The organism is Marinimicrobium hydrolyticum (assembly GCF_030848505.1).
GTDB lineage: Bacteria > Pseudomonadota > Gammaproteobacteria > Pseudomonadales > Cellvibrionaceae > JAVDDU01.
Genome location: NZ_JAVDDU010000008.1, coordinates 106,106 through 127,634, shown reverse-complemented (window position 1 = coordinate 127,634; position 21,529 = coordinate 106,106). Strand labels below are relative to the sequence as shown.

Genomic DNA, 21,529 nt, shown 5'->3' with positions numbered 1-21,529 from the left:
GCTACGTGGGTCGTGCAGGGTGAGTGTTCAGCAAGCCTCAAAAGAGGGACCTTTTGAGGCAGTCCCCAGGGAAGGGTTCACGACGTTTGCTGAACACTCACCCTGTGCGACCCTAGAATTTGCTTATGAAGCTATTAACTGGGATCTCCCGGAAAGCAAACCACGAAATCAGGGGTCTAGGCCGCTACGCTGAATGTGGCAGTTTGGATTCCCGCCTTCGCGGGAATGACGAGGATTTTACTTAGCTCGCTCTGAGCCGACACGCGGGTGGTTTTTCGAGAAAAAAAGCCCCAACTGTGTGGGGCTTTTTAGAATGTGGCGGACCGGACGGGAGTCACTCGGGCCATCCATGGCCCTCGCCCTGCGGGCAGCCTGACGGCTGTGCTAAATGGCTATCCTGCCATTTAGTCACTCGGGCCATCCGTGGCCCTCGCCCTGCGGGCAGCCTGACGGCTGTGCTAAATGGCTATCCTGCCATTTAGTCACTCGGGCCATCCGTGGCCCTCGCCCTGCGGGCAGCCTGGACGGCTGTGCAAATCGGCAATCCTGCCGATTTGTCGAACCCTAAGGTTCGAGCCCTGTCCGCTGGAAGCTTTGGGTGGTTTTTACCGGGCATAAAAAAAGCCCCAACCTTGTGGGGCTTTTTGAATAGTGGCGGACCGGACGGGACTCGAACCCGCGACCTCCGGCGTGACAGGCCGGCATTCTAACCAGCTGAACTACCGGTCCGCATTTTATCCTGGTGGGTGGTACAGGAGTCGAACCTGTGACCTACGCCTTGTAAGGGCGCCGCTCTACCAACTGAGCTAACCACCCCCATCAGGAAGGGCGTATTCTAACGGTAAGCGCGCTGAGGTCAATCAGTTTTGAGCAAATTCAGTGAATTTTCTGCCTTGAGCGGAATCTGGGTATAGGTCGCCATGCAAGCGAGGGGCTTGGTATACTGGCGCAGGAATTTTATTAGGGGACAACTTTGAGAATCGCGTTTTACAAACTCTGCACTGTTTTTTCGTTGTTACTGGCTTGTTCGGCCTGGGCGGCCATTGATGCCTATGAATTCGATAACGAAGTGGATCGCAAACGCTACCTAAGCTTTATCGAAGAAATGCGCTGCCCGAAATGCCAAAACCAGAACCTTTCCGGCTCCGACTCTCCCATCGCCTCCGATCTTCGTCGCGAGCTGTACCTCCTCATTCAGGACGGTCGATCCGACATGGAGATCGTCGATTTTATGGTCGATCGTTACGGCGAGTACATTCTGTACCGGCCGCGTTTGAGCAGCACCACAATACTGCTTTGGTTCGGACCGGTGGTCCTGCTGATCGGGGGTATCGTGAGCTTGATTCTGATAGTGCTCAAGCGTCGGAGCCGCAACGTCAAGGTGCAACCCGAGAGGGCTGACCTTACCCCCGCCGAGCGTGCTCGGTTGGACGCACTACTACATTCCGATTCACCTGCTGATAAGAAGTCCTAATGATGATGTATCTATGGCTCTCCATCGCGCTGCTCCTGGCGGTTGCAGCGGTATTCGTACTCTGGCCCCTTAGACACCGCGACACCGGCGGCCCTACGCGGGATGACCTAAAAGCCTACAGTGAAACCAATATCGGGTTGTACCGGGTGCACTTGGCCGAGTTGGAGGAGGCGAAAGAAGCAGGACGGCTTTCGGAGGAGGAGTTTCAGCAGCTGAAGCTGGAGCAGGAGCGTGCGCTTCTGGAAGATGAAGAGCAATTACGCAAGGCAGAGCAGAGCGTGGCTTTTGCTAACGTCGGCCCCAAGTTTTTGGGTGTCGTTTGTGTCGCCATTCTTTTAGCCAGTGTCGTGCTCTACCAGCAGCTGGGCAGCAGTCAGGATGTACGGCTTCTGAATATGCAGCACGAGAAGGCCCGGCTGGACTGGCAGGATATGCAAGCCCAGCAAGCCCCTGATCCTCAACGTGCCAAAGACCTGATCGAGGCCATGGAGGCGCGCCTGCAACAGCGTCCCAACAACCTCCAGTACCGTTTTCTGGTGGGCCGCTACTCCATGTCTTTGGGAGACTACGACCGGGCTATTGAAGCCTATGAAAAGGTCATATCGGTGGACCCGAACAGCCCGAGAGTATTAGCAGAATTGGCGCAAGCCTTATTTCTCCGGGATGATAATCAGATGACCCCACGCATCGCCGGTTTGGCTGAGTCAGCATTGGCCCAGGATCCTCAGGAAACCACCGCGCTTGGCTTGGCGGGTATCAATGCTTTTAACCAAGGGGATTACCAACAAGCCATTAACTTTTGGCGGCGCGCCATTGAGGTTATGGGCCCCCACGCGCCTAGCAGCCAATCCCTGAAAGTCGGCATTGAACGGGCTGAGCGGGAACTGGCCGGGGAGGGCGGTTCCGGTACCGGTTCTCCATTGGCTGGCGAGGAAGCAGCCGAGGCTGCTATTTCCATTCGGGTGGCACTTTCGGAGCGCGCTGAAGTGGGTCCCGATCAATGGATATTTGTCTACGCCCGGACCTGGGAAGGTTCTCCGATGCCTTTGGCGATAACGCGAATTCAGGCGTCAGATCTTCCAGCTACAATTGTTCTTGATGATACTATGGCCATGACAACATCAACCGCGCTGCGCGATACAGAGCAGGTAGAATTGGTTGCCCGGGCTTCACAAACTTCCACCGCTGCGCCGAAGCCCGGTGACTGGGAAGGCCGCTTTGGTCCCGTAAGGCCACTGGCCAATGATGGGACAATTGACCTGACAATTGATCGGGAAATTACCGATTGACCCCCTTTCGGGGCTCTCGCGCGCCAGTAGGCCAGCGAAGAGCCCCGGATGCCAAACCCTTCACGAGAGAAAGCGGAACGAGTCCCGGTTTTTGAGGGTTCTCTAGCGCTTTTTCGCGCTCTGGGCAGGTGTCAAAACGCCATGCTTCCGTGTAGAATTCCCGCCTTTATATCGCCTCATAACCCAAGCGCCCAAACCCGGGACGGAAAGGTAAAAACATAACGATCAATGGCCGCGGATCTGGCCAAAAACGAGTGACTCGCACCTATGCGCCTGAAGTGTATCAAGCTGGCTGGTTTTAAATCCTTTGTTGATCCCACCACGGTCAACTTCCCCAGCAACCTGTGCGCCGTTGTCGGCCCCAATGGCTGCGGCAAGTCCAATATTATTGACGCCGTCCGCTGGGTGATGGGCGAGTCCTCCGCCAAGAATCTGCGCGGCGAATCCATGACCGATGTCATTTTCAATGGCTCCGGCGGGCGCAAACCCGTAGGTCAGGCCTCCATTGAGCTGGTATTTGATAACAGCGATGGTTCGGTTACGGGCGAGTACGCCGCCTTCAACGAAATTTCCATCAAGCGGAAGGTCACCCGGGACAGCCAAAACAACTACTACCTCAACGGCACCAAGTGTCGCCGTCGGGACATTACCGACATCTTCCTGGGCACCGGCTTGGGTCCGCGCAGTTACTCCATTATCGAACAGGGCATGATCTCCCGCCTGATCGAAGCCAAACCTGAAGATTTGCGCGTCTACATCGAAGAAGCGGCCGGCATCTCCAAATACAAAGAGCGCCGTCGTGACACCGAAAACCGCATGCGCCGTACCCAGGAAAACCTGGAGCGCCTTACGGACATCCGCGATGAGTTGGAGCGCCAGCTTAGCCGATTGCACCGCCAGGCCCAGTCGGCGGAAAAGTACACCGAGTACAAAAAAGAAGAGCGTCTACTCAAGGCTCAGTTGCAGGGGCTTAAATACCGCCACCTGGACGATCAGTCCAAGACCAAGCAGGCGGCTATTCGGGATCTAGAGCTGCGCATGGAATCCTTTGTCACCGATCAGGTGAACAAGGATACCCAGATTGAAAAGTGTCGTACCCGCTACACGGAACTTCAGGACAAATTTAACGAAGTTCAGGGCCGATACTACGCCATTGGCGCAGACATCGCCCGCATTGAGCAGACCATTCAGCACGCCCAGGAGCGTGGCCGCCAATTGCAGGCGGACCTGGATCAAACCCAGCGGGACCGCAAAGACACCGCCGAACACCTGCAAATGGATCAGCACAAAGCCGAAGGCTGGCAAGCGGAGTTGCTGGAGCTGGAACCGGAGTTGGAGCTGATAAACGCCGCTGAAGACAGCTCCGGCGAAGCGCTGCAACAGGCCGAAGAGGCCATGCAGCGCTGGCAAAGTGAGTGGGACGCCTTTAACCAACGCGCCGCCGAACCCCGACAGCGGGCGGAAGTACAGCAGTCCCGCATCCAGCATTTGGAGCAAGTGCAACAGCGTCTGTTACAGCGCATTGAAAAATTGAAAGAAGAAAAGGCCAACCTGCAGCAGGGCGCCACCGACGATGAAATCGACGTGTTGAGCGAGCAGGTAGCTGAGCTGGACGCCGAGGTGGAAGAAAAGCGCGCCGCGGCGGAAGTTATTGGCGATCAACTGGAACAGCAGCGCAGTGACAACAATCGCCTGGCGGACGAATTGGATGCCGCACGCAGCAAGCTCCAAAGCATGCGCGGGCGTCACGCCTCTTTGGATGCGCTGCAACAGGCAGCCCTGGGTGAGAAGAACAAGGCCGTAACCCAGTGGTTGGAAGGCCGACAGCTGGCCGATCAACCCCGCGTAGCGGAAACCCTCACCGTTCAGGATGGCTGGGACAAGGCTCTGGAAACCGTCTTAGGTAATAGCCTTCAGGGTGTGTGCGTCAATGGTCTCGATGCCGTGGCCGCCAGCATAGAAGAGCTATCCCAGGGCGAACTGCTTCTCTTGGATACCCATGCGCGCGTTGATGCTCAAACGGGAAACAAAGCTGCCAGGTTGGCGGATAAGGTCAGCGCGGACTGGGATCTCAGCGGCTTGTTGCAAGGTATTTACGTCGCCGAGAACCTGACTGAAGCCTTGGCGCTGCGCTCTAGCCTGAGCGCGGACGAATCCGTGATCACCCCCGACGGCGTCTGGCTCGGTGCTCAGTGGCTCCGTGTAGCCCGCGACTCTGACGCTAGCGCCGGTGTTATTGCCCGCCGCCAGGAGCTGGAAGAACTGGGCGAGGAGATCAGCCGCACCGAAGCCCAAGTGGCCGAGTTGGACGGCCAGCGCGAAGAGGGCAGAGAGGCCCTGAAACGCCTGGAACAGGAGCGTGAACAAAAGCGCCGGGAATCCGACGAGCAAAATCGCCAAGCGGGCGAGCTGCGCTCACAACTGAGCGCGAAACGGGCACGCGTGGAACAGTTGACCATGCGCCGCGAGCGGGCCGACGCAGAACTGCGGGATGCCGACGCGCAAATGAAACAGGAATCCGAGCAGCTCTCCGAAGCACGCATGATTCTGAGTGAAGCCATCGAATTGATGGAGCAGGACACCGACAAGCGCGAAAACCTGCTCCAGCAGCGCGACACTATTCGGACTAACCTGGACCAGGTCCGTCAACGAGCGCGCCACGACAAAGACAAGGCTCACGAACTGGCCATGCGTCACCAATCTCTGAAAACCCAACTGGACGCCATCCGCTTAGGTATCGCCCGCCTGGAAGAGCAGGACCAACGCCTGCGCGAGCGGCACGAAATGCTCCTGGAATCGCTGGGTGAAAGTAGCGATCCCATGGAGGAGCACAAGTTGGAGCTGGAAGCCAATTTGGCAAAACGTCTGGCTGTGGAAGAGGATCTATCCCAGGCTCGTACCGCCCTGGAATCCGTTGAGCAGGAATTACGCGACGCCGAGCAGGCCCGCAACCGCGCTGAACAGGAAGTGCAGGCCGTGCGCTCGCACCTGGAGCAGGAGCGCCTGGCCGCGCAAACCTTCGAAGTTCAGCGGGCCGGGTTGGCCCAACAGTTGAAAGAAGACGATTTCGATCTGGATCAGCTGTTGGCCGAACTGCCTGAAGACGCCGAACTTGGCCCCATGGAAACCGAGTTGGCCAACGTTGGCGCTCGAATTTCACGTCTCGGCCCCATCAACCTGGCCGCGATCGACGAGTACAAAGTGGAGTCTGAGCGCAAGCAATACTTGGACGCCCAGGACGCAGATCTAAACGAAGCCCTGCAAACCCTGGAGAATGCCATCAAACGCATCGACCGGGAAACGCGCACGCGCTTCAAGGAAACTTTCGATACCGTCAACAAAAGCCTGCAAGAACTGTTTCCAAAGGTGTTCGGCGGCGGCCACGCCTATCTGGAGCTGACGGGCGAAGATTTACTGGATACTGGCATCACCATCATGGCGCGGCCTCCCGGTAAGCGAAACAGCACCATTCATCTGTTGTCGGGTGGTGAAAAAGCCCTTACTGCCATCGCTCTGGTGTTCTCCATCTTCCGTCTCAACCCAGCACCTTTCTGTATGCTCGATGAAGTGGACGCCCCGTTGGATGACGCCAACGTGGGCCGCTACGCGCGCTTGGTACAGGAGATGTCAGAACAGGTGCAATTCATTTATATTACGCACAATAAAATCGCCATGGAGATGGCGCATCAGCTAATGGGTGTTACCATGCACGAGCCTGGCGTCTCACGCCTGGTAACCGTGGATGTGGACGAAGCCGCGGAGCTGGCGGCGGTATAATCCGCCGGTTCGCACTGACAAGACTGAATCAGCAGACAAACGGATATTCCTATGGGTGTATGGTTAACAGGTATTATCATTTTGTTGATCGCAGGCATTCTGCTCGATGGTTGGCGGCGCATGCGTCAAGCGCGTCGAGACAGCCTCAAGATGCCACGCTCGGTCTATAAAGCCAAACCTGCCGCGCAGACGGACGAATACCCTAGCGAACTGCCTAATGGCGGCGCGCGCGTAGTGGGCTACAGACGCGCGGAAACCGAAGAGCGAACCGAGCCGAAGATTGGTGCCGAGGCGGATTTGGATTTGGACGACGAAGCGCCTGCCCCGCGTCGCGCACCGGCCCACTCGCGCCCCACCTACGAGCCCGAACCCGAGCCAGAATTTTCCTCCGCCGAGCTGGAAGCCCAGTACGAGGCCGAACAGGAAGACCAGTACGAGTCTTCTTACGAACCTGAGTACGAGTCTGCGCCAGAGCCGGAACAAGAATCCCCTCGAATTCCCCAACAGGTGACCCTCAACTTGGATGAATCCGTGCCCATGCTGATGGAATCAGTGGATGAGGACGAAACACCTGCTGAGCCAATCGTTGCACAACCCGCAGCGCCCAAAAAGCCGGCCCCGCGCACCGAAGCGCCGGCCAAGCCTGCCAATAAAGCGCCCAAAGCACCACGCATGAATGACCCAGACCCGGATGCCGACGTGATCGAGCCTGAAGAGGTGTTAATCATTAACGTCATGTCGCCTACCGGCACCTACTTTCAGGGCGAGGCACTGCAAGAAGCGATTTTCGACAACGGCTTGCGCTACGGCAGCATGAACATTTTCCATCGCTACCGGGATGCCCGTGGCGGCGGTCCCGTTCAGTTCAGTCTGGCTAACATGGTTAAGCCGGGCACGTTTGATTTGGACGCCATGGAGAGTTTTCAGACTCCCGGCGTGAGCCTGTTTATGACCCTGCCTCTGGAAGGTGACAGTGTTGCGGCTTTTGATCTGATGCTGGATACCGCCAAGACCTTGGCAGAAACATTGGGCGGCGAGCTGAAGGACGAAAACCGCAGTGTTATGACCCGGCAAACCATGGAGCACGATCGCCAGCGAGTACTGGAATTCGTGCGCCGGCAATTGTCCCGAGTGCCTGGTTGATCCGGCGTAAAACCACCGGCCCTCTGGGGCCGGCTGCATAACCGTTCGTAGGAAGTATTATGCCGACAGCCGCCGATCCTACCATTCCCGCTGACACAGTCGCCGAGGTGCAGGAACTGCGCGGCGAACTCCAGCGCCACAACTATCGTTACTACGTCCTCGACGACCCCGAAATTCCCGACGCCGAATACGATCGCTTGATGCAGCGCCTCAAAGAGCTCGAGGCAAAACATCCACAGCTGATCACCCCCGATTCTCCCACCCAGCGGGTGGGGGACACGCCCCTTAGCGCATTCGCCACCGTCGCCCATGAAATGCCCATGTTGTCGCTCGACAACGCCTTTAACGAAGACGATATGCGCGCTTTCGACCGCCGCATCCGCGAGCGCCTGCAGGACGACGCCGAGATCGAATACGCCTGCGAACCTAAGCTCGATGGCATTGCTGTGAGCCTGCTGTATCAGGACGGGCTTTTGGTACGCGCCGCGACCCGGGGGGACGGCACCCAGGGCGAAGACATTACACAGAACGTGCGCACCATTGATTCTGTGCCCCTGCGGCTGATGGGCAAGGGCTATCCAACGGTGCTGGAAGTACGCGGCGAAATTTACATGCCCCGGGCCGGTTTCGAAAAGCTTAATGAAGATGCCCGTGAAAAAGGTGAAAAGATTTTCGTTAATCCGCGCAACGCCGCCGCCGGTAGTCTTCGTCAGCTGGATGCGCGTATTACCGCGCGTCGTCCGTTGGACATCGGCGTCTATGGCGTCGGCCGGGTAGAGGGGGCACTCCCCGACGAACACATTGCCACGCTGAAAAAACTGAAAACCTGGGGCCTGCACATCAACGCTGAGATTGATGCCGTGCGCGGGCTAGAGGGCTGCCTGGAGTACTATCGCAACCTGGAAGAGCGGCGCGCGGCGCTCAGCTACGACATCGACGGCGTGGTGTTCAAAGTCAATCATCGCAACTTGCAAGAAGAGCTGGGTTTTGTGGCCCGCGCACCGCGCTGGGCCATCGCCTACAAATTTCCAGCTCAGGAAGAAATGACCCGCCTCAACGACGTGGAGTTTCAAGTGGGCCGCACCGGCGCCGTTACGCCCGTGGCGCGCCTGGAACCGGTGTTTGTGGGCGGCGCCACCGTATCCAACGCCACCTTGCACAACCGCGGCGAGATCGAACGTTTGGGCGTGAAAATTGGCGATACGGTCATTGTACGCCGGGCCGGAGATGTGATTCCCCAAGTGGTTTCAGTGGTGCAAAGCAAGCACCCGAAGGATGCGCGGGATATCCAATTTCCCGACCACTGCCCCGAGTGTGGCTCGCCAGTGGAAGTTGTTCCCGGCGAAGCGGTAGCACGCTGTGACGGTGGTCTGGTGTGTCCCGCCCAACGTAAGCAGGCGATCAAGCATTTTGCCTCTCGCAAAGCTCTGGATGTCGACGGGCTGGGTGACAAACTGGTGGATCAATTGGTCGATCGGGATCTGGTCACCGCCGTAGCGGATCTGTTTCATTTACGGCAAGAGCAGTTGCAGGGCATGGAGCGTATGGGTCCCAAGTCCGCCGAGAACTTGCTCAAGGCACTGGAGAATAGCAAGCAGACTACGCTGCCCAAATTTATCTACGCGCTGGGAATCCGGGAAGTAGGGGAGGCCACCGCCCGTAACCTGGCGCGGCATTTCGGAACCTTTGATGCCCTGGCCAATGCCGATGAAGAAGCCCTGCAGGAAGTGAGCGATGTAGGCCCTGTGGTTGCACATTTTGTGGCGGAATTTTTTCAACAGCAGGATAATCGGGATGCCGTGCAAGCGCTACGCGAGGCCGGTGTGCACTGGCAGGAGCAGCAGCCCGTGGACCGGGGCAGCCTGCCTTTGGCGGGGCTTACCTATGTGATTACCGGAAGCCTGGAAAACATGAGCCGCGACCAAGCCAAAGAAGCCCTGGAAGCGCTGGGGGCAAAAGTGGCGGGCAGCGTTTCCAAAAAAACGGATTACTTAGTGGCCGGCCCTGGCACAGGCTCCAAACTGCAAAAAGCCCAGGATCTAAACGTCGCCGTCATTGATGAAGACGCCCTGTTAGAACTGCTCGATAAACATAATTAGGAGAAGCAGTAGACGTCATGCAAACCTTTATTAGATGTTCAGCCTTGCTGGTGATATTCACCCTGGCAGGATGCACCTCGCTGCCACCGCAAAACAGTGAAAATCTGTGCGACCTGTTCGATGAGAAGCGCGGTTGGTATCAGGATGCCCGGCGCGCCGAGCGGCGCTGGGGCAGCAGCATTCCGGTGATGATGGCTATCATGTATCAGGAATCTACGTTCCGGCCTCGGGCCAAACCGCCTCGGCGTAAAATTTTGTGGGTGATTCCCGGTCCGCGTAAAAGCAGTGCTTATGGTTTTGCCCAGGTCAAAAATGAAACCTGGAGAGAGTACCAACGCGGTAGCGGCAACCACTGGAGCAGCCGTACCCACTTCGCGGACGCGGTAGATTTTGTGGGCTGGTACAATGTGCAAAGTCAGGAGCGCAGCGGGATCGCACCCAACGACGCTTACAACCTGTATTTGGCTTATCACGAAGGGCACGGTGGTTTTAATCGTAAGACCTTCAACGATAAGCCCTGGTTGCTCGATGTCGCCCGCCGAGTCGACAACCGCGCTAAACAGTTTGAAACCCAGCTCAAATCCTGTGAACGACGTTTCCGAAGCCCCTGGTGGTGGCCATTTGGATAAACCGGCGGGTTCTAACGAGCACTCATATAGTTTATAGGGTGAATTGAATTAGCTGGAAAGGATCCCCTGCGGTTTGAGACCCTCGGAGGCAGGAAGCCGACGCGGAGCGTACATGGACGACTCGCAGGGAAGCGAGGAGTGTCCCGAAGCGCCGGGAGCGCGTAGGGGCCGTAATTTACAGCGTGTCTCAAACCGCAGGGGATCCTTTCCTTACCCTTCGATAGCAAGAATCAGCGGCATTGACTGTTGGAGAGACTATGGATCAGGAATCAATTGTTTACGGATGTATCAAAGACTCGGCACCACTGCCTTCGGAGTCGCAGCGGTTGCTGGTCAACCGGGACGCTATGCTGACCTTGCCGCATGCGGACGACTGGCCGTTTTTATCGCAGGAGATGTTTTCCATTCCGCAAATTGAATATCGCCACGGTCACTACCAAACGGAAGTCATGCACTTTGGCGCTTCTTACAAAGCCGTGGAGTACGAGTGGGAATCCTGGCTGGCACAGTTTGAAGACTTATTGAGCCGCATGTTCTGGGTATCCGCCACCGTGCATTTGGAAACCGAATTGTGTGGCACCCACACCTTTACCTGGGAATCCAACGGCAGTTGCCATGTTCCTGGCTCCGGCGATATGCAAGTGCGCTGCGAATGGAGCCACGAAGGCGGCTTCCGCTATTGAGTCACCGACACAAGTGAGAGATACATGACTGACACGCGCCTGATTGGGCCAGAGTTCCGCTTCCGCCGTCTGCGCCGAACCCCCGCACTGCGCGAAATGGTTCGAGAAACCCGCCTGCACCCGAGTGATTTTATTCGGCCGATTTTTGTCGAGGAAAATATTCAGGAGCCGGTGGCTATTGCCAGTATGCCCGGCGTGGTGCGCTATCCGGAAAACCAGTTGGCCGAACAAGTACAGGCCAGCTGGAAAAAGGGCATACGCGCCGTACTGCTGTTCGGCGTTTCCAGTCACAAAGATGCCGTGGGCGCCGACACATGGAACGATGAGGGCTTAATGGCACGTATGATTCGTACGGCCAAAGCCGCGCAGCCCGACATGTGCGTTATTTGTGACAACTGCTTTTGCGAATATACGGATCATGGCCACTGCGGCGTTGTTTGTAACGATGATGTGGACAACGACCAAACCTTATTGAACTTGCAAAAACAAGTGGTGGTCGCGGCCCGCGCCGGGGCGGACATGATTGCACCCTCCGGTATGCAGGATGGTATGATCGGCTTAATCCGCGCCGCATTGGATGACGCGGGTTACGAGCAAATTCCAGTGATGTCGTACTCGACCAAATTTGCATCGGCCTTCTACGGCCCCTTTCGCGACGCCGTGGACAGCACGTTCAAAGGTAGCCGCAACACCTACCAAATGGACCCCGCCAACGCGCGCGAAGCGCTGGCTGAATCTCTGCAAGACGAGGCTGAAGGCGCTGACATACTGATGGTAAAACCGGGTATCGCGTATCTGGATGTACTCGCGCACATTCGCGCTCACTCTAGCCGCCCGCTGGCGGTCTACCAGGTCAGTGGCGAGTACGCCATGATCAAGGCCGGTGCTCAAGCCGGCGTGATTGATGAGCGGGCCGTAGCCCTTGAATCACTGCTCGCATTTAAGCGGGCGGGAGCGGATATGATTATCAGCTACTACGCCGATCAAGCTGCGGTGTGGTTAACGGAATAGGATCTTATTATGAAGTTTGTGTACGCGCTGATCGCCGTCAGTTTGGGTGTTATTGCTTTTGGTTTGTATCTGATTATGCAGGAGCAACAAAATAACCAAGTGCCGGTGACAGAACCTCCGCGCGACTTGGGACTATTGCCCGCACCGGTGCCCGATGAGGAGCGCGGCAGGCCCGCAGTCGAGCCTGAGATTGGTAGCGAAGCCTGGTGCGATATGATGATGTACAAATCCAGCGAAACCTGGACCGAGGACGAAACACGAACGTTTGCCGATCGTTGCATCTACCAGGATTAGCCATCTAGTGGGAATAGTCGAGGACATTAAGTGACCCAGTTTGACCCCGTGCTAAAACGATTGGAGCAATTACTCGATCGTGTCGAAGCCCTCGTTCCCCCTTTGCCTCCCGAAACGGATTGGCACGCCCAGGCGTTTCGCTGGCGTACAGCCGGTCGGGGCGGTTACCTGCAAGCCGTGCGTCACCCGCACCGGATAGAACTGGACGCGCTACAAAATATTGAGCCTCAAAAGGCTTCGATTGTTCGCAACACTGAACGGTTCCTGGCCGGACTGCCCGCCAACAATGTACTGTTAACCGGCGCCCGGGGCACCGGAAAATCCTCTCTGATCAAAGCCTGCTGGAATCACTTTTCCGCGACTGGACTCAAGCTGCTGGAAGTGGACAAGGCTGACCTTCTGCACCTGGGTGATATTGTTGAGCAACTGGAAGATCGCCCGGAAAAATTCCTGCTGTTTTGCGATGACCTATCTTTTGAAGAAGGGGAGGTGGGCTACAAGCTGCTTAAATCGGCTTTGGACGGTTCCATTGCAGCACCTTCCGATAACATCCTGTTTTACGCTACCTCCAACCGCCGCCATCTGCTTCCGCAGAACATGCGTGAGAACCTGGATGTCAGCTACGAAGATGGTGAGCTTCGGCCTACGGACAGCACCGAGGAGAAAGTCTCCCTGTCGGATCGTTTCGGGCTCTGGCTAAGCTTTTACCCCTTTTCTCAGGACGAGTATCTGGCCGCAGCTGAGCACTGGGTTGTGGCTTTAGGAGGCCACTGGGACTCAAAGGCGGAACGAGCGGCGCTGTTGTGGCACCGCACCCGAGGAGCCCGCAGCGGGCGGGTAGCCTGGCAGTTTTCCCGGGATTATGTGGAGAGCCAATAGCCTGCAAAAGACCGCTAAAACTCTACAAAAGATTACAGTTATCCACCCCTCGGTTTGCTACACTTTGACATTAACTGCACCAGCTTTCGTCGTTGGTGCAGATGACTACATCCATGAATAGAGCCAAAAAGCCATGAAGTCACCCTTAAAAGTATCCCGCTTGATTACCCTTTGCGCAGCCCTCTTGGGAGCCTCCTTTGCGAACGCCACCATTGTTCAGTTCCAAACTGTGAAAGGCGATTTTGAAGTGAACCTCTACGACCTGGAGACTCCGCAAACCGTCACTAATTTTCTCCGCTACGTGGAATCTGATGCTTACGAAAACACCTTCTTTCATCGTTCTGTTTCGGGTTTTATTGTTCAAGGCGGCGGTTATTTTTATGACTTGGAAGCCGATCAACCGAAGCCGATCTCTGCCAACGACCCCGTGACCAATGAGCCAAAGTTTTCTAATCGCCGCGGCACCATCGCTATGGCCAAAATTGGTAGTGATCCCAACAGTGCGACCGTACAATGGTTTATAAACCTTTCCAACAATCAGGCCAACCTGGATGTGCAGAATGGTGGCTTTACCGTGTTCGGTGAAGTTATGGGTGACGGCATGGAGGTGGTTGATGCGATTGCTAAAGTGAAGACTATGCGTTTCGGTGGTGCGTTCAGTGATTTACCTCTGCGCGGTTACTCCCAAAGTGATCTTGAAGACGAAGTACCGGTTACTGATGAGCATTTGGTGATGGTACACAATATCGTGGTTTTGGACGGGAGCCCGGACAGCGCGGCGGATCTCAATCCTGTGCCGAACACTCTAATCAGCGAGCAATCCGACAACAAAAAGTCCAGTAGCGGTAGTGCATCATGGTGGTTTATGGCTTTGCTTATGCTGGCCGGATTTGGTTTACGTAAACGCCGTTGAAATCAAGCGTTGAAAAGAACATAGTATAAAAAAAGGTGGGCCAAGTGGCCCACCTTTTTTGGTTCTGTATGTATAAAGATTCCAGTACTTACACGGCAATGGAATCGTAAACCACCACTTTGCTCCACAAGTGTGAACAGTCTGCGACGAATTTTTCGTGGATAGGGTGCACTTGATAGGCGTCCTGTCCTTCCACATCATTGAACAACAGCATCTCGGAAACCTGATAGCTGTTATCCACCACGTCGCGCTTTTCGGTGGAGGCGGGTACGCCCACATGAAGGCCGCGAACTGTTTCAATATTGGCCAGGGTTTTAATACCGGCAATCAGGGCATCTCGGTCTTCTTGGGACTCGGGGTTCTTCAACCAAAAGAAGACCTTGTGGACCAGTTTAGGGAGCGCCACTTGACCGTGATCATGGGCGTGGGCGCTGGAGGCAATCGCACTGGTTCCCAGTAGTGCGGCGCCGGACGCGGCGGCTCCGGCGAGAAATTGACGTCGGCTCGGTTTGTTCATCGTAAGATTCCATTTTCATCATTGGGTGCAAAGACCCGGGCAGCAATAGATTAAGGCTATGCCCCTTGTTGCTCAACCGATTTGAGCCCATTTTTGGAGCCTTTGCGTAACTTTACGGTAGCGCAACCATCTCGCTCGTAACCGGTGCCGAAATGGGCGATAACTGAACAGCTTTCTTGTGGGAACTTCGTGAAAAAGGCAGAATGACCCGTGATCGCCCTGGGAACTAAGCTCGCAAGCACTGTTCTCAGACAGGGTCCAAGTAGCTTTGGGTGCCGTGGGGAAACCAAAGGCCCCACCATCATTCGGCGCCGAGAGTGCTCACGAGAGGAGGGCCGGGAATGTCGGATTCCAAAAGTCAGGTCAATGCGGACAGCTTGCACGACGAGTTGACGTTACTGGTCAAACTTCATCGCGAATTGGTCGCCGATTACGAAGCCGGCGCCCGTCGACTTGAGCGCGCCGCTTACCAAAAAGTCTTCGGTGATTTTGTATCAGCTCATAACCGGAGCATTGAGACTCTGGGAGAAATACTCAAAAGATTTGATGGCGACGTCGAAACGGCCACTGCTTCGAGTGCAGAAGCTCAGAGCAATGACGCGGCCGTGTTGCGTGCCATCCAATCCAAAGAAATCCACTTGAAGCAAGAGTACGTTCGCAACCTGGGTTTGCTGTCCGGAACCGCTGGGCTAGAGACCGTATTAAAGGTTAATAAAGGCGAGGCCACTAAACGCCTGGGTTGGCTTGAGGGCGAGCTGAATATGCTCGACCATACCAAAGGATAAACTCAACGGCAGGAGGCAGCACGGATGACTGTATCGAGTCGGACCGGTAAGGAAACTTTTGAACACGAACCCCTGTGGGCGCCCATTTCTCATCAAGCCATGAACTGGCCAGGCGTGATGCTTTTGTGGTTACTGGCAGGTGTTTTGATGCTGGTGGGGTATGTGGCCGGTTTGGCGGTTCTTGTATTGGGTTGGTTGCTGTTTCCTTGGCTGCGATACCGTTATCTAAGGCAGCGTGCTCGCCATCCGGTTCAAGCCCAAACGCTGCAAGGGCAATATCAAGTCCATCAAGAAACTTCGGTTTGATTCCAGGAAGACCGTAGACTCCAATGGGGCGGAGCGAAAGTTGGCCGCCCTGCGGTGGGGAGGAGTCCCGCTTGAGCCGTAACGCAACACATGGTAGCGTACCTGTATATAAAACCAGTCGTCCTTGCCATGTCCAAATCTCCCGCATTCTCAGAGAACATCCGCCCAGCCAGCCTGGACGACCCGATGTACTACTTGCACAACTTCCAATGGGTACTGGATTGGGTCAGTGACCGGCACGGGGATCTGCTCAGCTCAGACGAACACCAGTCTGTAAGCCAATTTAAGGAATTGCCTCTGGCAAGCCGGGGCCTGATGGTGCGCATGGTCATGCGTAAAGGTGAGCTGTTCCGAGCCGACAAACTTCACTACCAAGAGCTGGGCTGTACCCGGCAGGCCGTGGAGCCCCTGCTAGCCCTGGAATGGGTTAGCAGAGAATCCAGCCTCGACTTGAAAGCCCTGTTCCGCCTCTTCACTTGGGTCGAGGTGCGCCAACTGGCCCCAGAAGCTACGGCCGGCCATCGCACCAAGGGGCAGGCCCTCGAAACGCTACTGGAAACCTCGCCCTCATTAGTAACGCCGTGCCCAAGCCCCGTTTACCGTCTGACAATCATGGCTTTGTGTGATCGCTTCCGACTGATGTTTTTTGGCAATGGTCACCAGGACTGGTCTGAGTTTGTGCTCAGCGAGTTGGGAACCTACCGCTACGAGCAAGTCCTTTTCACGCGCGAATCTCGTCCCTTTCATCGGCGCGAGGAAGTGGATACCTATTTACAGTTGCGTGCCTGCCGGGAACGCTTTTATGAGGAGCAGCCCTTAAATGAGGTCGTGGCGTCTCTGCCGACTATCGACAGCAGCAACCCCTGGTTGTGCGCCGCTCGGGATCGGCTGGTGTTTAAAATTGCCCGGGAATACGAGCGGGCAGGTGAGCTGGGCGATGCGCGAGCGCTGTATCAGAACTGCCATTATCCCGGTGCGCGGGCACGCCAGCTTCGGGTGCTGGAAAGACTCGGCGCCTGGCAAGAAGCCTTCACCCTGGCGCAAGTGGCCGCCCAGGGACCAGAAAGCGAAGCAGAACATCAACAGGTGCAGCGATTGTTGCCGCGGTTACGGAGAAACTTGGGGCTTGCCGCCACCCCTAAAATCTCGGCAATGGCTCCAGAGACTTTTGAGCTTCAACTGCCTTTCGCTCCGGTAGTGGAGCTGGCGGTAGCGAGTCACCTGGGCAGCGATGCCGCACCGGTCTACTATGTAGAGAACTCGCTTATTTCCGGCTTGTTTGGTTTGCTGTTTTGGGATGCGATTTTCGCCCCCATTCCCGGCGCATTCTTTCATCCGTTTCAGCGCTCCCCTGCGGATTTGCACTGGCCGGATTTTCGTGAGCGGCGCGCTGATCTTCTGGAGCAGGGCTTCGAGCATCTAAGGCGAGGCACTCATGGCCCGATTATACGGCGGCGATTTGCTGACAAGCATGGCCTTCAATGTGTCTTTGTCTGGTGGGAAGGGCTCAGTGAAGACCTATTGAACAACGCGCTAGACATAATCCCCGCCGAACACCTCACCTTGCACTTTCAGAGAATTCTGAGGGATATCAAATCCAACACTGCCGGGTTTCCGGATTTGATTCAATTTTGGCCGGATCAAAAGCGCTACCGAATGATTGAAGTCAAAGGGCCTGGCGACCGGCTCCAGGACAATCAAAAGCGCTGGCTGACTTACTTTGCTCAACACGACATACCCGCGTCCGTTTGCTATGTATCCTGGCAAAGCGTTAACGGCGCTAGCAATAGATCATGACCACGGCCACCACCTATACCATTGCCGTGCGTGCACTGTGCGAGTTCACCGCCAAAAGTGGGGATCTGGACTTGCGCTTTACACCTTCGCCAACGGCTCGTGAGGGCATAGCCGGGCACAGTACCGTTACCGCTAGACGCCACGACGATTACGAATCGGAAGTCAGTGTAAGTGGTGAATACCGGGAGCTCACCGTCCGGGGTAGGGCGGATGGCTATGACCCGATCAGTAATCAGCTCGAAGAGATTAAGACCTACCGCGGTGATTTGAATTTGATGCCCGACAATCACCGCACCCTGCATTGGGCGCAGGCGAAAATGTACGGCTGGCTGTTGTGCAAAGAGCGTGAACTCAAACAGATCAACATCGCCTTGGTGTACTTCGATGTCGGCAATCAACGTGAGACTGTGCTGGTTGAATCTATTAGCGCCGATGAGCTTGAACAATTTTTTAACTTGCAATGCCAGCGTTTTTTGCACTGGGCAAAGAAGGAGTTGGTTCACCGTCAAGCTCGTGATCAGGCTATGGAGGCTTTAACGTTTCCGTATACGGACTTTCGCAGTGGCCAGCGTAGCCTGGCGGAAGCCGTGTATCAAAGCGCCTTCACCGGTCGCTGCCTGCTGGTCGAAGCGCCCACGGGCATCGGAAAAACCCTGGGTACGCTCTTTCCGGTCATCAAAGCACTGCCTCGCAAGGCGCTGGATAAGGTTTTTTTCCTCAGTGCTAAAACCCCGGGTCGTGCCCTGGCGTTAAACGCGCTACAACACTTGGACATCGACAAGCTGCGTAGCCTGGAGCTGGTGGCACGAGAAAAAAGCTGTGAGTATCCGGACAGCGCCTGCCACGGAGAATCCTGCCCACTGGCGCAGGGGTTTTACGACCGCCTCCCCGCTGCGCGAGAAGAAGCCGCAAGCATACCTATGCTTGATCAGCCCAGGCTACGGGAAGTGGCCCTAAATCATCGCGTTTGCCCCTATTACCTGGGGCAGGAGATGGCCCGTTGGAGCGATGTCATTGTCGGCGATTACAATTATTACTTTGATCTTTACGCCATGCTCCACACCCTTACTCGAGCCAATCAGTGGAAGGTGAATCTGCTGGTTGACGAGGCCCATAACCTCGTGGATCGAGCCCGCAGCATGTATTCCGCGAGCCTAAACCAAATTCGGTTTCGGCGGGTTAAAAAGCACGCGCCTAAAAGGCTGAAGAGTGCCCTGGATAAGATCAATCGCGAGTGGAATCAGTTGAATCGCGCCCAAGAGGCGGAAGACTACGCGGTATTGAAATCGCTTCCCGTCGCCTTTTTAGGTTCGCTGCAAAGTGCCACAGGCGCCATCATGGATTATTTAACGGAACACCCAACGGCCACGGCACCTGATCTGATGCCGTTTTATTTCGACGCCTTGCACTTTTTGCGCATCGTCGACGTGTATCAAGACGCCAACTACATATGCGATTTCACCTGGGATACTCCACCAAGTGGTCGCAAAGGCAGCGAACTGTGCCTGCGCAATTTAATTCCCGCCGCGCAGCTCGCACCGCGTTTCGAAACAGCTCATTCGGCCACACTGTTCTCCGCCACCTTGCGTCCGGCGGATTATTACCGTGATTTGTTAGGGTTGCCAGACGATACCCAGACCATGGAAGTAGCCTCTCCGTTTGTTGCCGAACAATTACAGGTGACCATTGCCAGTAACATCTCCACCCGCTATCGGGATCGTGCGGCTTCCGTTATGCCCATAGCAGAATTGATCGCCCGCCAGTACCTGGCGCGCCCGGGCAACTACCTGGCGTTTTTCAGCAGCTATCAGTACCTGAATCAAGTGTTGGAGCAGTTGCGATCGGCTCAGCCGGAGCTACCCGTTTGGGCCCAGGCACGCAGCATGAACGAACCGGCGCGCGAAGAATTTTTGCATCGATTTCAAGAGGAAGGGCAGGGCATAGGGTTTGCCGTGCTGGGCGGGGCCTTCTCTGAAGGCATCGACTTGCCGGGGAACCGCTTGATTGGTGCCTTTGTAGCCACTCTGGGGTTGCCGCAAATGAATCCCATCAATGAACATCTTAAAGAACGCATGAACGAGCGGTTTGGTGATGGTTACAACTACGCCTATCTCTACCCCGGCTTAAGCAAAGTGGTGCAGGCGGCGGGCCGGGTAATTCGCACGGAACAGGACAAAGGCGTTATTTATTTGATCGACGACCGTTACCACCAACGCCGGGTGCGCAATCTGTTACCGCGCTGGTGGCGCTTGCAGTAAACTCCACATCTATTCCTACGCGGGCTGGAATGACGTTTTGCGCTAGGGAGGGAGCAGGCCCGTTCCAGTCTTCGCTTCAAGTTGTATGTTATTTCAGCGCATGCGTGAGCTGACCCAAAAACTGTGCGACTTCATCGGGGTTGCGTAGCCGAAAGTGGGCCAGCGAAACACGCTCGGCGTCCGCCACCACTACACCCACACCTTCGTCGATAATCGACCGAAACACATCCTCGTCGGTGACATCATCGCCGATATACAATACCCGCGCGCTCTTTCCATACAGTTGCAGATCATTCCGTTGCAGGCGCTGTAGCAGCCAGTGCACCGCCTTGCCTTTGTCCCAGTCAACTCCGGGGCGCAACTCGATGACCTTTTTGCCCGTGGTGCGTCGCAGTTCCCGATATTCCTGAGCCACTTGGTTAACGACCTGGTCAATGCGCTCCCGGTCTGGAGCGGCCACGTTACGGTAGTGAACAGCAAGGGAAAACCTTTTGCGCTCCAACTGCGCACCCTCAATGTTCCGCAGTCGTTCACGCAAGTCGGACTCCGCGGCATCAAGCGCGGGCAAAAACTCCTGCGCCGTCTGGTGTTGCAGCGGGTCTGTGTCGGAGCCGTTAATATCGAAACCATGACTGCCCACATAATAGAGCTGGGGAAGTTGCACGAGCTGGCGCACGTTATTCACGTCGCGGCCACTGACAATGGCCACCGGACAGCATCGCGCGAGCTGGACTAAACGTTCGCGCATGTCCTCAGACAGAATGGCATCCTCGGGGTCTGCGACGATTGGCGTCAAGGTGCCATCATAATCCAAAGCCACACAAACTCGCCGATTTAGTCTTTTCGCAAGGCGCGGAAATTCATCCAGCGCCAACGGCAAGTGGCGTCGAGGCAAACACTCGATGGGCAGTTGTGTCAGTTCCTCCACTACGACATCGGCACCTGCTTCACTCAAGGCCACAGGGTCGGTTTCACGGGCCACACCTACCACCAAGCCAAAACCACCCCGACGTGCGGCCTCAACCCCTGCGATAGCGTCCTCAAATACCACACATTGTTCGGGTTTTATCTGTAATCGCCGTGCTGCTTCGACAAAATAATCCGGTGCCGGCTTACCCGGTAACTTGAGTTGTTCACCCATCTCGCCATCAACGCGGGCGTCAAATAATGTCTCGATACCTGCGTTTTTAAGCACACTCTGCGCGTTTTTGCTGGAAGACACCGCCGCGGTGCGACCGCCTTTGTCCCGCACTGTGCGTAAAAACTTGATAGCCTCCGAGTAGGTGGCGACGCCATGATGCTGCATTTGCTCGTGGAATAGCTGGTTTTTACGATTGCCGAGCCCGCAAATGGTCTCCTGGTCTGGCCCGTCTTCGGATGTGCCAAGGTCCAGCACAATGCCACGGGCTGTTAAAAAATCCCGCACGCCATCAAGGCGCGGCTTGCCGTTCACGTATCGTTGGTAGTCCGCCTCCGAGAAGCCTGAATACGCCTTCTCTTTTCGCTGGCTGAGAAAATCATCGAACAGCGTTTTCCAGGCGCTGAAATGCAGATCCGCCGTTCGAGTCAGAACGCCATCCAGGTCAAAGATATAGGCTTCATAAGGCATGCAAGTGCGGTTCATTGATTTTTCCTTCGGGCTTTCCACACGGTTTGTCATCCATTGCCACGCGTT

17 protein-coding genes and 2 tRNA genes are annotated in these 21,529 nt (G+C 55.9%); 15 read left to right on the top strand and 4 right to left on the bottom strand.

The genetic code is table 11. The features are described 5' to 3' along the window. Positions 1-652 precede the first annotated feature (652 nt). Together RBH33_RS14095 and RBH33_RS14090 are read right to left on the bottom strand one after the other, a co-directional pair. Positions 653-729: transfer RNA gene (locus tag RBH33_RS14095), tRNA-Asp, on the bottom strand. 11 nt (positions 730-740) lie between these two features. After that, positions 741-816: transfer RNA gene (locus tag RBH33_RS14090), tRNA-Val, on the bottom strand. A 157-nt stretch (positions 817-973) separates the two neighbouring features. Between RBH33_RS14090 and RBH33_RS14085 the strand changes: the two genes are divergently transcribed. The 11 genes from RBH33_RS14085 to RBH33_RS14035 all read left to right on the top strand — a co-directional run bounded on the left by RBH33_RS14085 (position 974) and on the right by RBH33_RS14035 (position 14,191). After that, the gene (locus tag RBH33_RS14085; protein ID WP_306732851.1) at positions 974-1,474 is read left to right on the top strand and encodes a cytochrome c-type biogenesis protein; all 501 of its coding nucleotides are present in this window, start codon (positions 974-976) and stop codon (positions 1,472-1,474) included. Further along, positions 1,474-2,763 (top strand): c-type cytochrome biogenesis protein CcmI, encoded by a 1,290-nt coding sequence (gene ccmI, locus RBH33_RS14080; protein ID WP_306732850.1) that lies wholly within the window; start codon positions 1,474-1,476, stop codon positions 2,761-2,763. Before RBH33_RS14085 ends, ccmI begins: the two co-directional genes overlap by 1 nt. A gap of 267 nt (positions 2,764-3,030) precedes the next feature. Further along, on the top strand, positions 3,031-6,540 hold the full coding sequence (smc, locus tag RBH33_RS14075) for a chromosome segregation protein SMC (protein ID WP_306732849.1): 3,510 nt from the start codon (positions 3,031-3,033) through the stop codon (positions 6,538-6,540). Positions 6,541-6,591: 51 nt separating this feature from the next. Then, on the top strand, positions 6,592-7,683 hold the full coding sequence (zipA, locus tag RBH33_RS14070; protein ID WP_306732848.1) for a cell division protein ZipA: 1,092 nt from the start codon (positions 6,592-6,594) through the stop codon (positions 7,681-7,683). Positions 7,684-7,742: 59 nt separating this feature from the next. Beyond that, on the top strand, positions 7,743-9,782 hold the full coding sequence (ligA, locus tag RBH33_RS14065; protein WP_306732847.1) for an NAD-dependent DNA ligase LigA: 2,040 nt from the start codon (positions 7,743-7,745) through the stop codon (positions 9,780-9,782). A 17-nt stretch (positions 9,783-9,799) separates the two neighbouring features. Beyond that, on the top strand, positions 9,800-10,411 hold the full coding sequence (locus RBH33_RS14060; RefSeq protein ID WP_306732846.1) for a transglycosylase SLT domain-containing protein: 612 nt from the start codon (positions 9,800-9,802) through the stop codon (positions 10,409-10,411). 257 nt (positions 10,412-10,668) lie between these two features. Next, positions 10,669-11,094 carry a hypothetical protein gene (locus RBH33_RS14055; RefSeq protein ID WP_306732845.1) on the top strand — a complete coding sequence of 142 codons (426 nt, stop codon included), beginning with the start codon at positions 10,669-10,671 and terminating at the stop codon, positions 11,092-11,094. Between the two features lie 24 nt (positions 11,095-11,118). Further along, the gene (hemB, locus tag RBH33_RS14050; protein ID WP_306732844.1) at positions 11,119-12,105 is read left to right on the top strand and encodes a porphobilinogen synthase; all 987 of its coding nucleotides are present in this window, start codon (positions 11,119-11,121) and stop codon (positions 12,103-12,105) included. A 9-nt stretch (positions 12,106-12,114) separates the two neighbouring features. Next, positions 12,115-12,399, top strand: coding sequence for a DUF3012 domain-containing protein (locus RBH33_RS14045; RefSeq protein WP_306732843.1), 285 nt, complete (start codon positions 12,115-12,117; stop codon positions 12,397-12,399). 30 nt (positions 12,400-12,429) lie between these two features. Next, positions 12,430-13,278: an ATP-binding protein gene (locus tag RBH33_RS14040; RefSeq protein WP_306732842.1), complete on the top strand. Its 849-nt coding sequence runs from the start codon at positions 12,430-12,432 to the stop codon at positions 13,276-13,278. A 133-nt stretch (positions 13,279-13,411) separates the two neighbouring features. Then, on the top strand, positions 13,412-14,191 hold the full coding sequence (locus RBH33_RS14035) for a peptidylprolyl isomerase (RefSeq protein WP_306732841.1): 780 nt from the start codon (positions 13,412-13,414) through the stop codon (positions 14,189-14,191). 88 nt (positions 14,192-14,279) lie between these two features. Here RBH33_RS14035 and RBH33_RS14030 read toward each other — a convergent pair whose 3' ends face one another. Continuing rightward, entirely contained in the window at positions 14,280-14,708 is a 429-nt protein-coding gene (locus tag RBH33_RS14030) for a Dabb family protein (RefSeq protein ID WP_306732840.1), read from the bottom strand. A gap of 341 nt (positions 14,709-15,049) precedes the next feature. On the opposite strand from RBH33_RS14030, the gene RBH33_RS14025 reads away from it, so the two are divergent. The 4 genes from RBH33_RS14025 (at position 15,050) to RBH33_RS14010 (ending at position 19,854) form a co-directional block, all read left to right on the top strand. Beyond that, on the top strand, positions 15,050-15,493 hold the full coding sequence (locus RBH33_RS14025) for a hypothetical protein (RefSeq protein ID WP_306732839.1): 444 nt from the start codon (positions 15,050-15,052) through the stop codon (positions 15,491-15,493). Between the two features lie 24 nt (positions 15,494-15,517). Beyond that, the gene (locus tag RBH33_RS14020) at positions 15,518-15,799 is read left to right on the top strand and encodes a hypothetical protein (protein WP_306732838.1); all 282 of its coding nucleotides are present in this window, start codon (positions 15,518-15,520) and stop codon (positions 15,797-15,799) included. Positions 15,800-15,928: 129 nt separating this feature from the next. Next, on the top strand, positions 15,929-17,596 hold the full coding sequence (locus RBH33_RS14015; RefSeq protein ID WP_306732837.1) for a VRR-NUC domain-containing protein: 1,668 nt from the start codon (positions 15,929-15,931) through the stop codon (positions 17,594-17,596). Further along, complete coding sequence (locus RBH33_RS14010) at positions 17,593-19,854, top strand: ATP-dependent DNA helicase (protein ID WP_306732836.1); 2,262 nt, start codon at positions 17,593-17,595, stop codon at positions 19,852-19,854. The genes RBH33_RS14015 and RBH33_RS14010 overlap by 4 nt, the downstream gene beginning before the upstream one ends. An 88-nt stretch (positions 19,855-19,942) precedes the next feature. Here the strand turns inward: RBH33_RS14010 and otsB are convergent, their stop codons facing one another. Next, the gene (gene otsB, locus RBH33_RS14005; RefSeq protein ID WP_306732835.1) at positions 19,943-21,478 is read right to left on the bottom strand and encodes a trehalose-phosphatase; all 1,536 of its coding nucleotides are present in this window, start codon (positions 21,476-21,478) and stop codon (positions 19,943-19,945) included. Between the last annotated feature and the right edge of the window lie 51 nt (positions 21,479-21,529).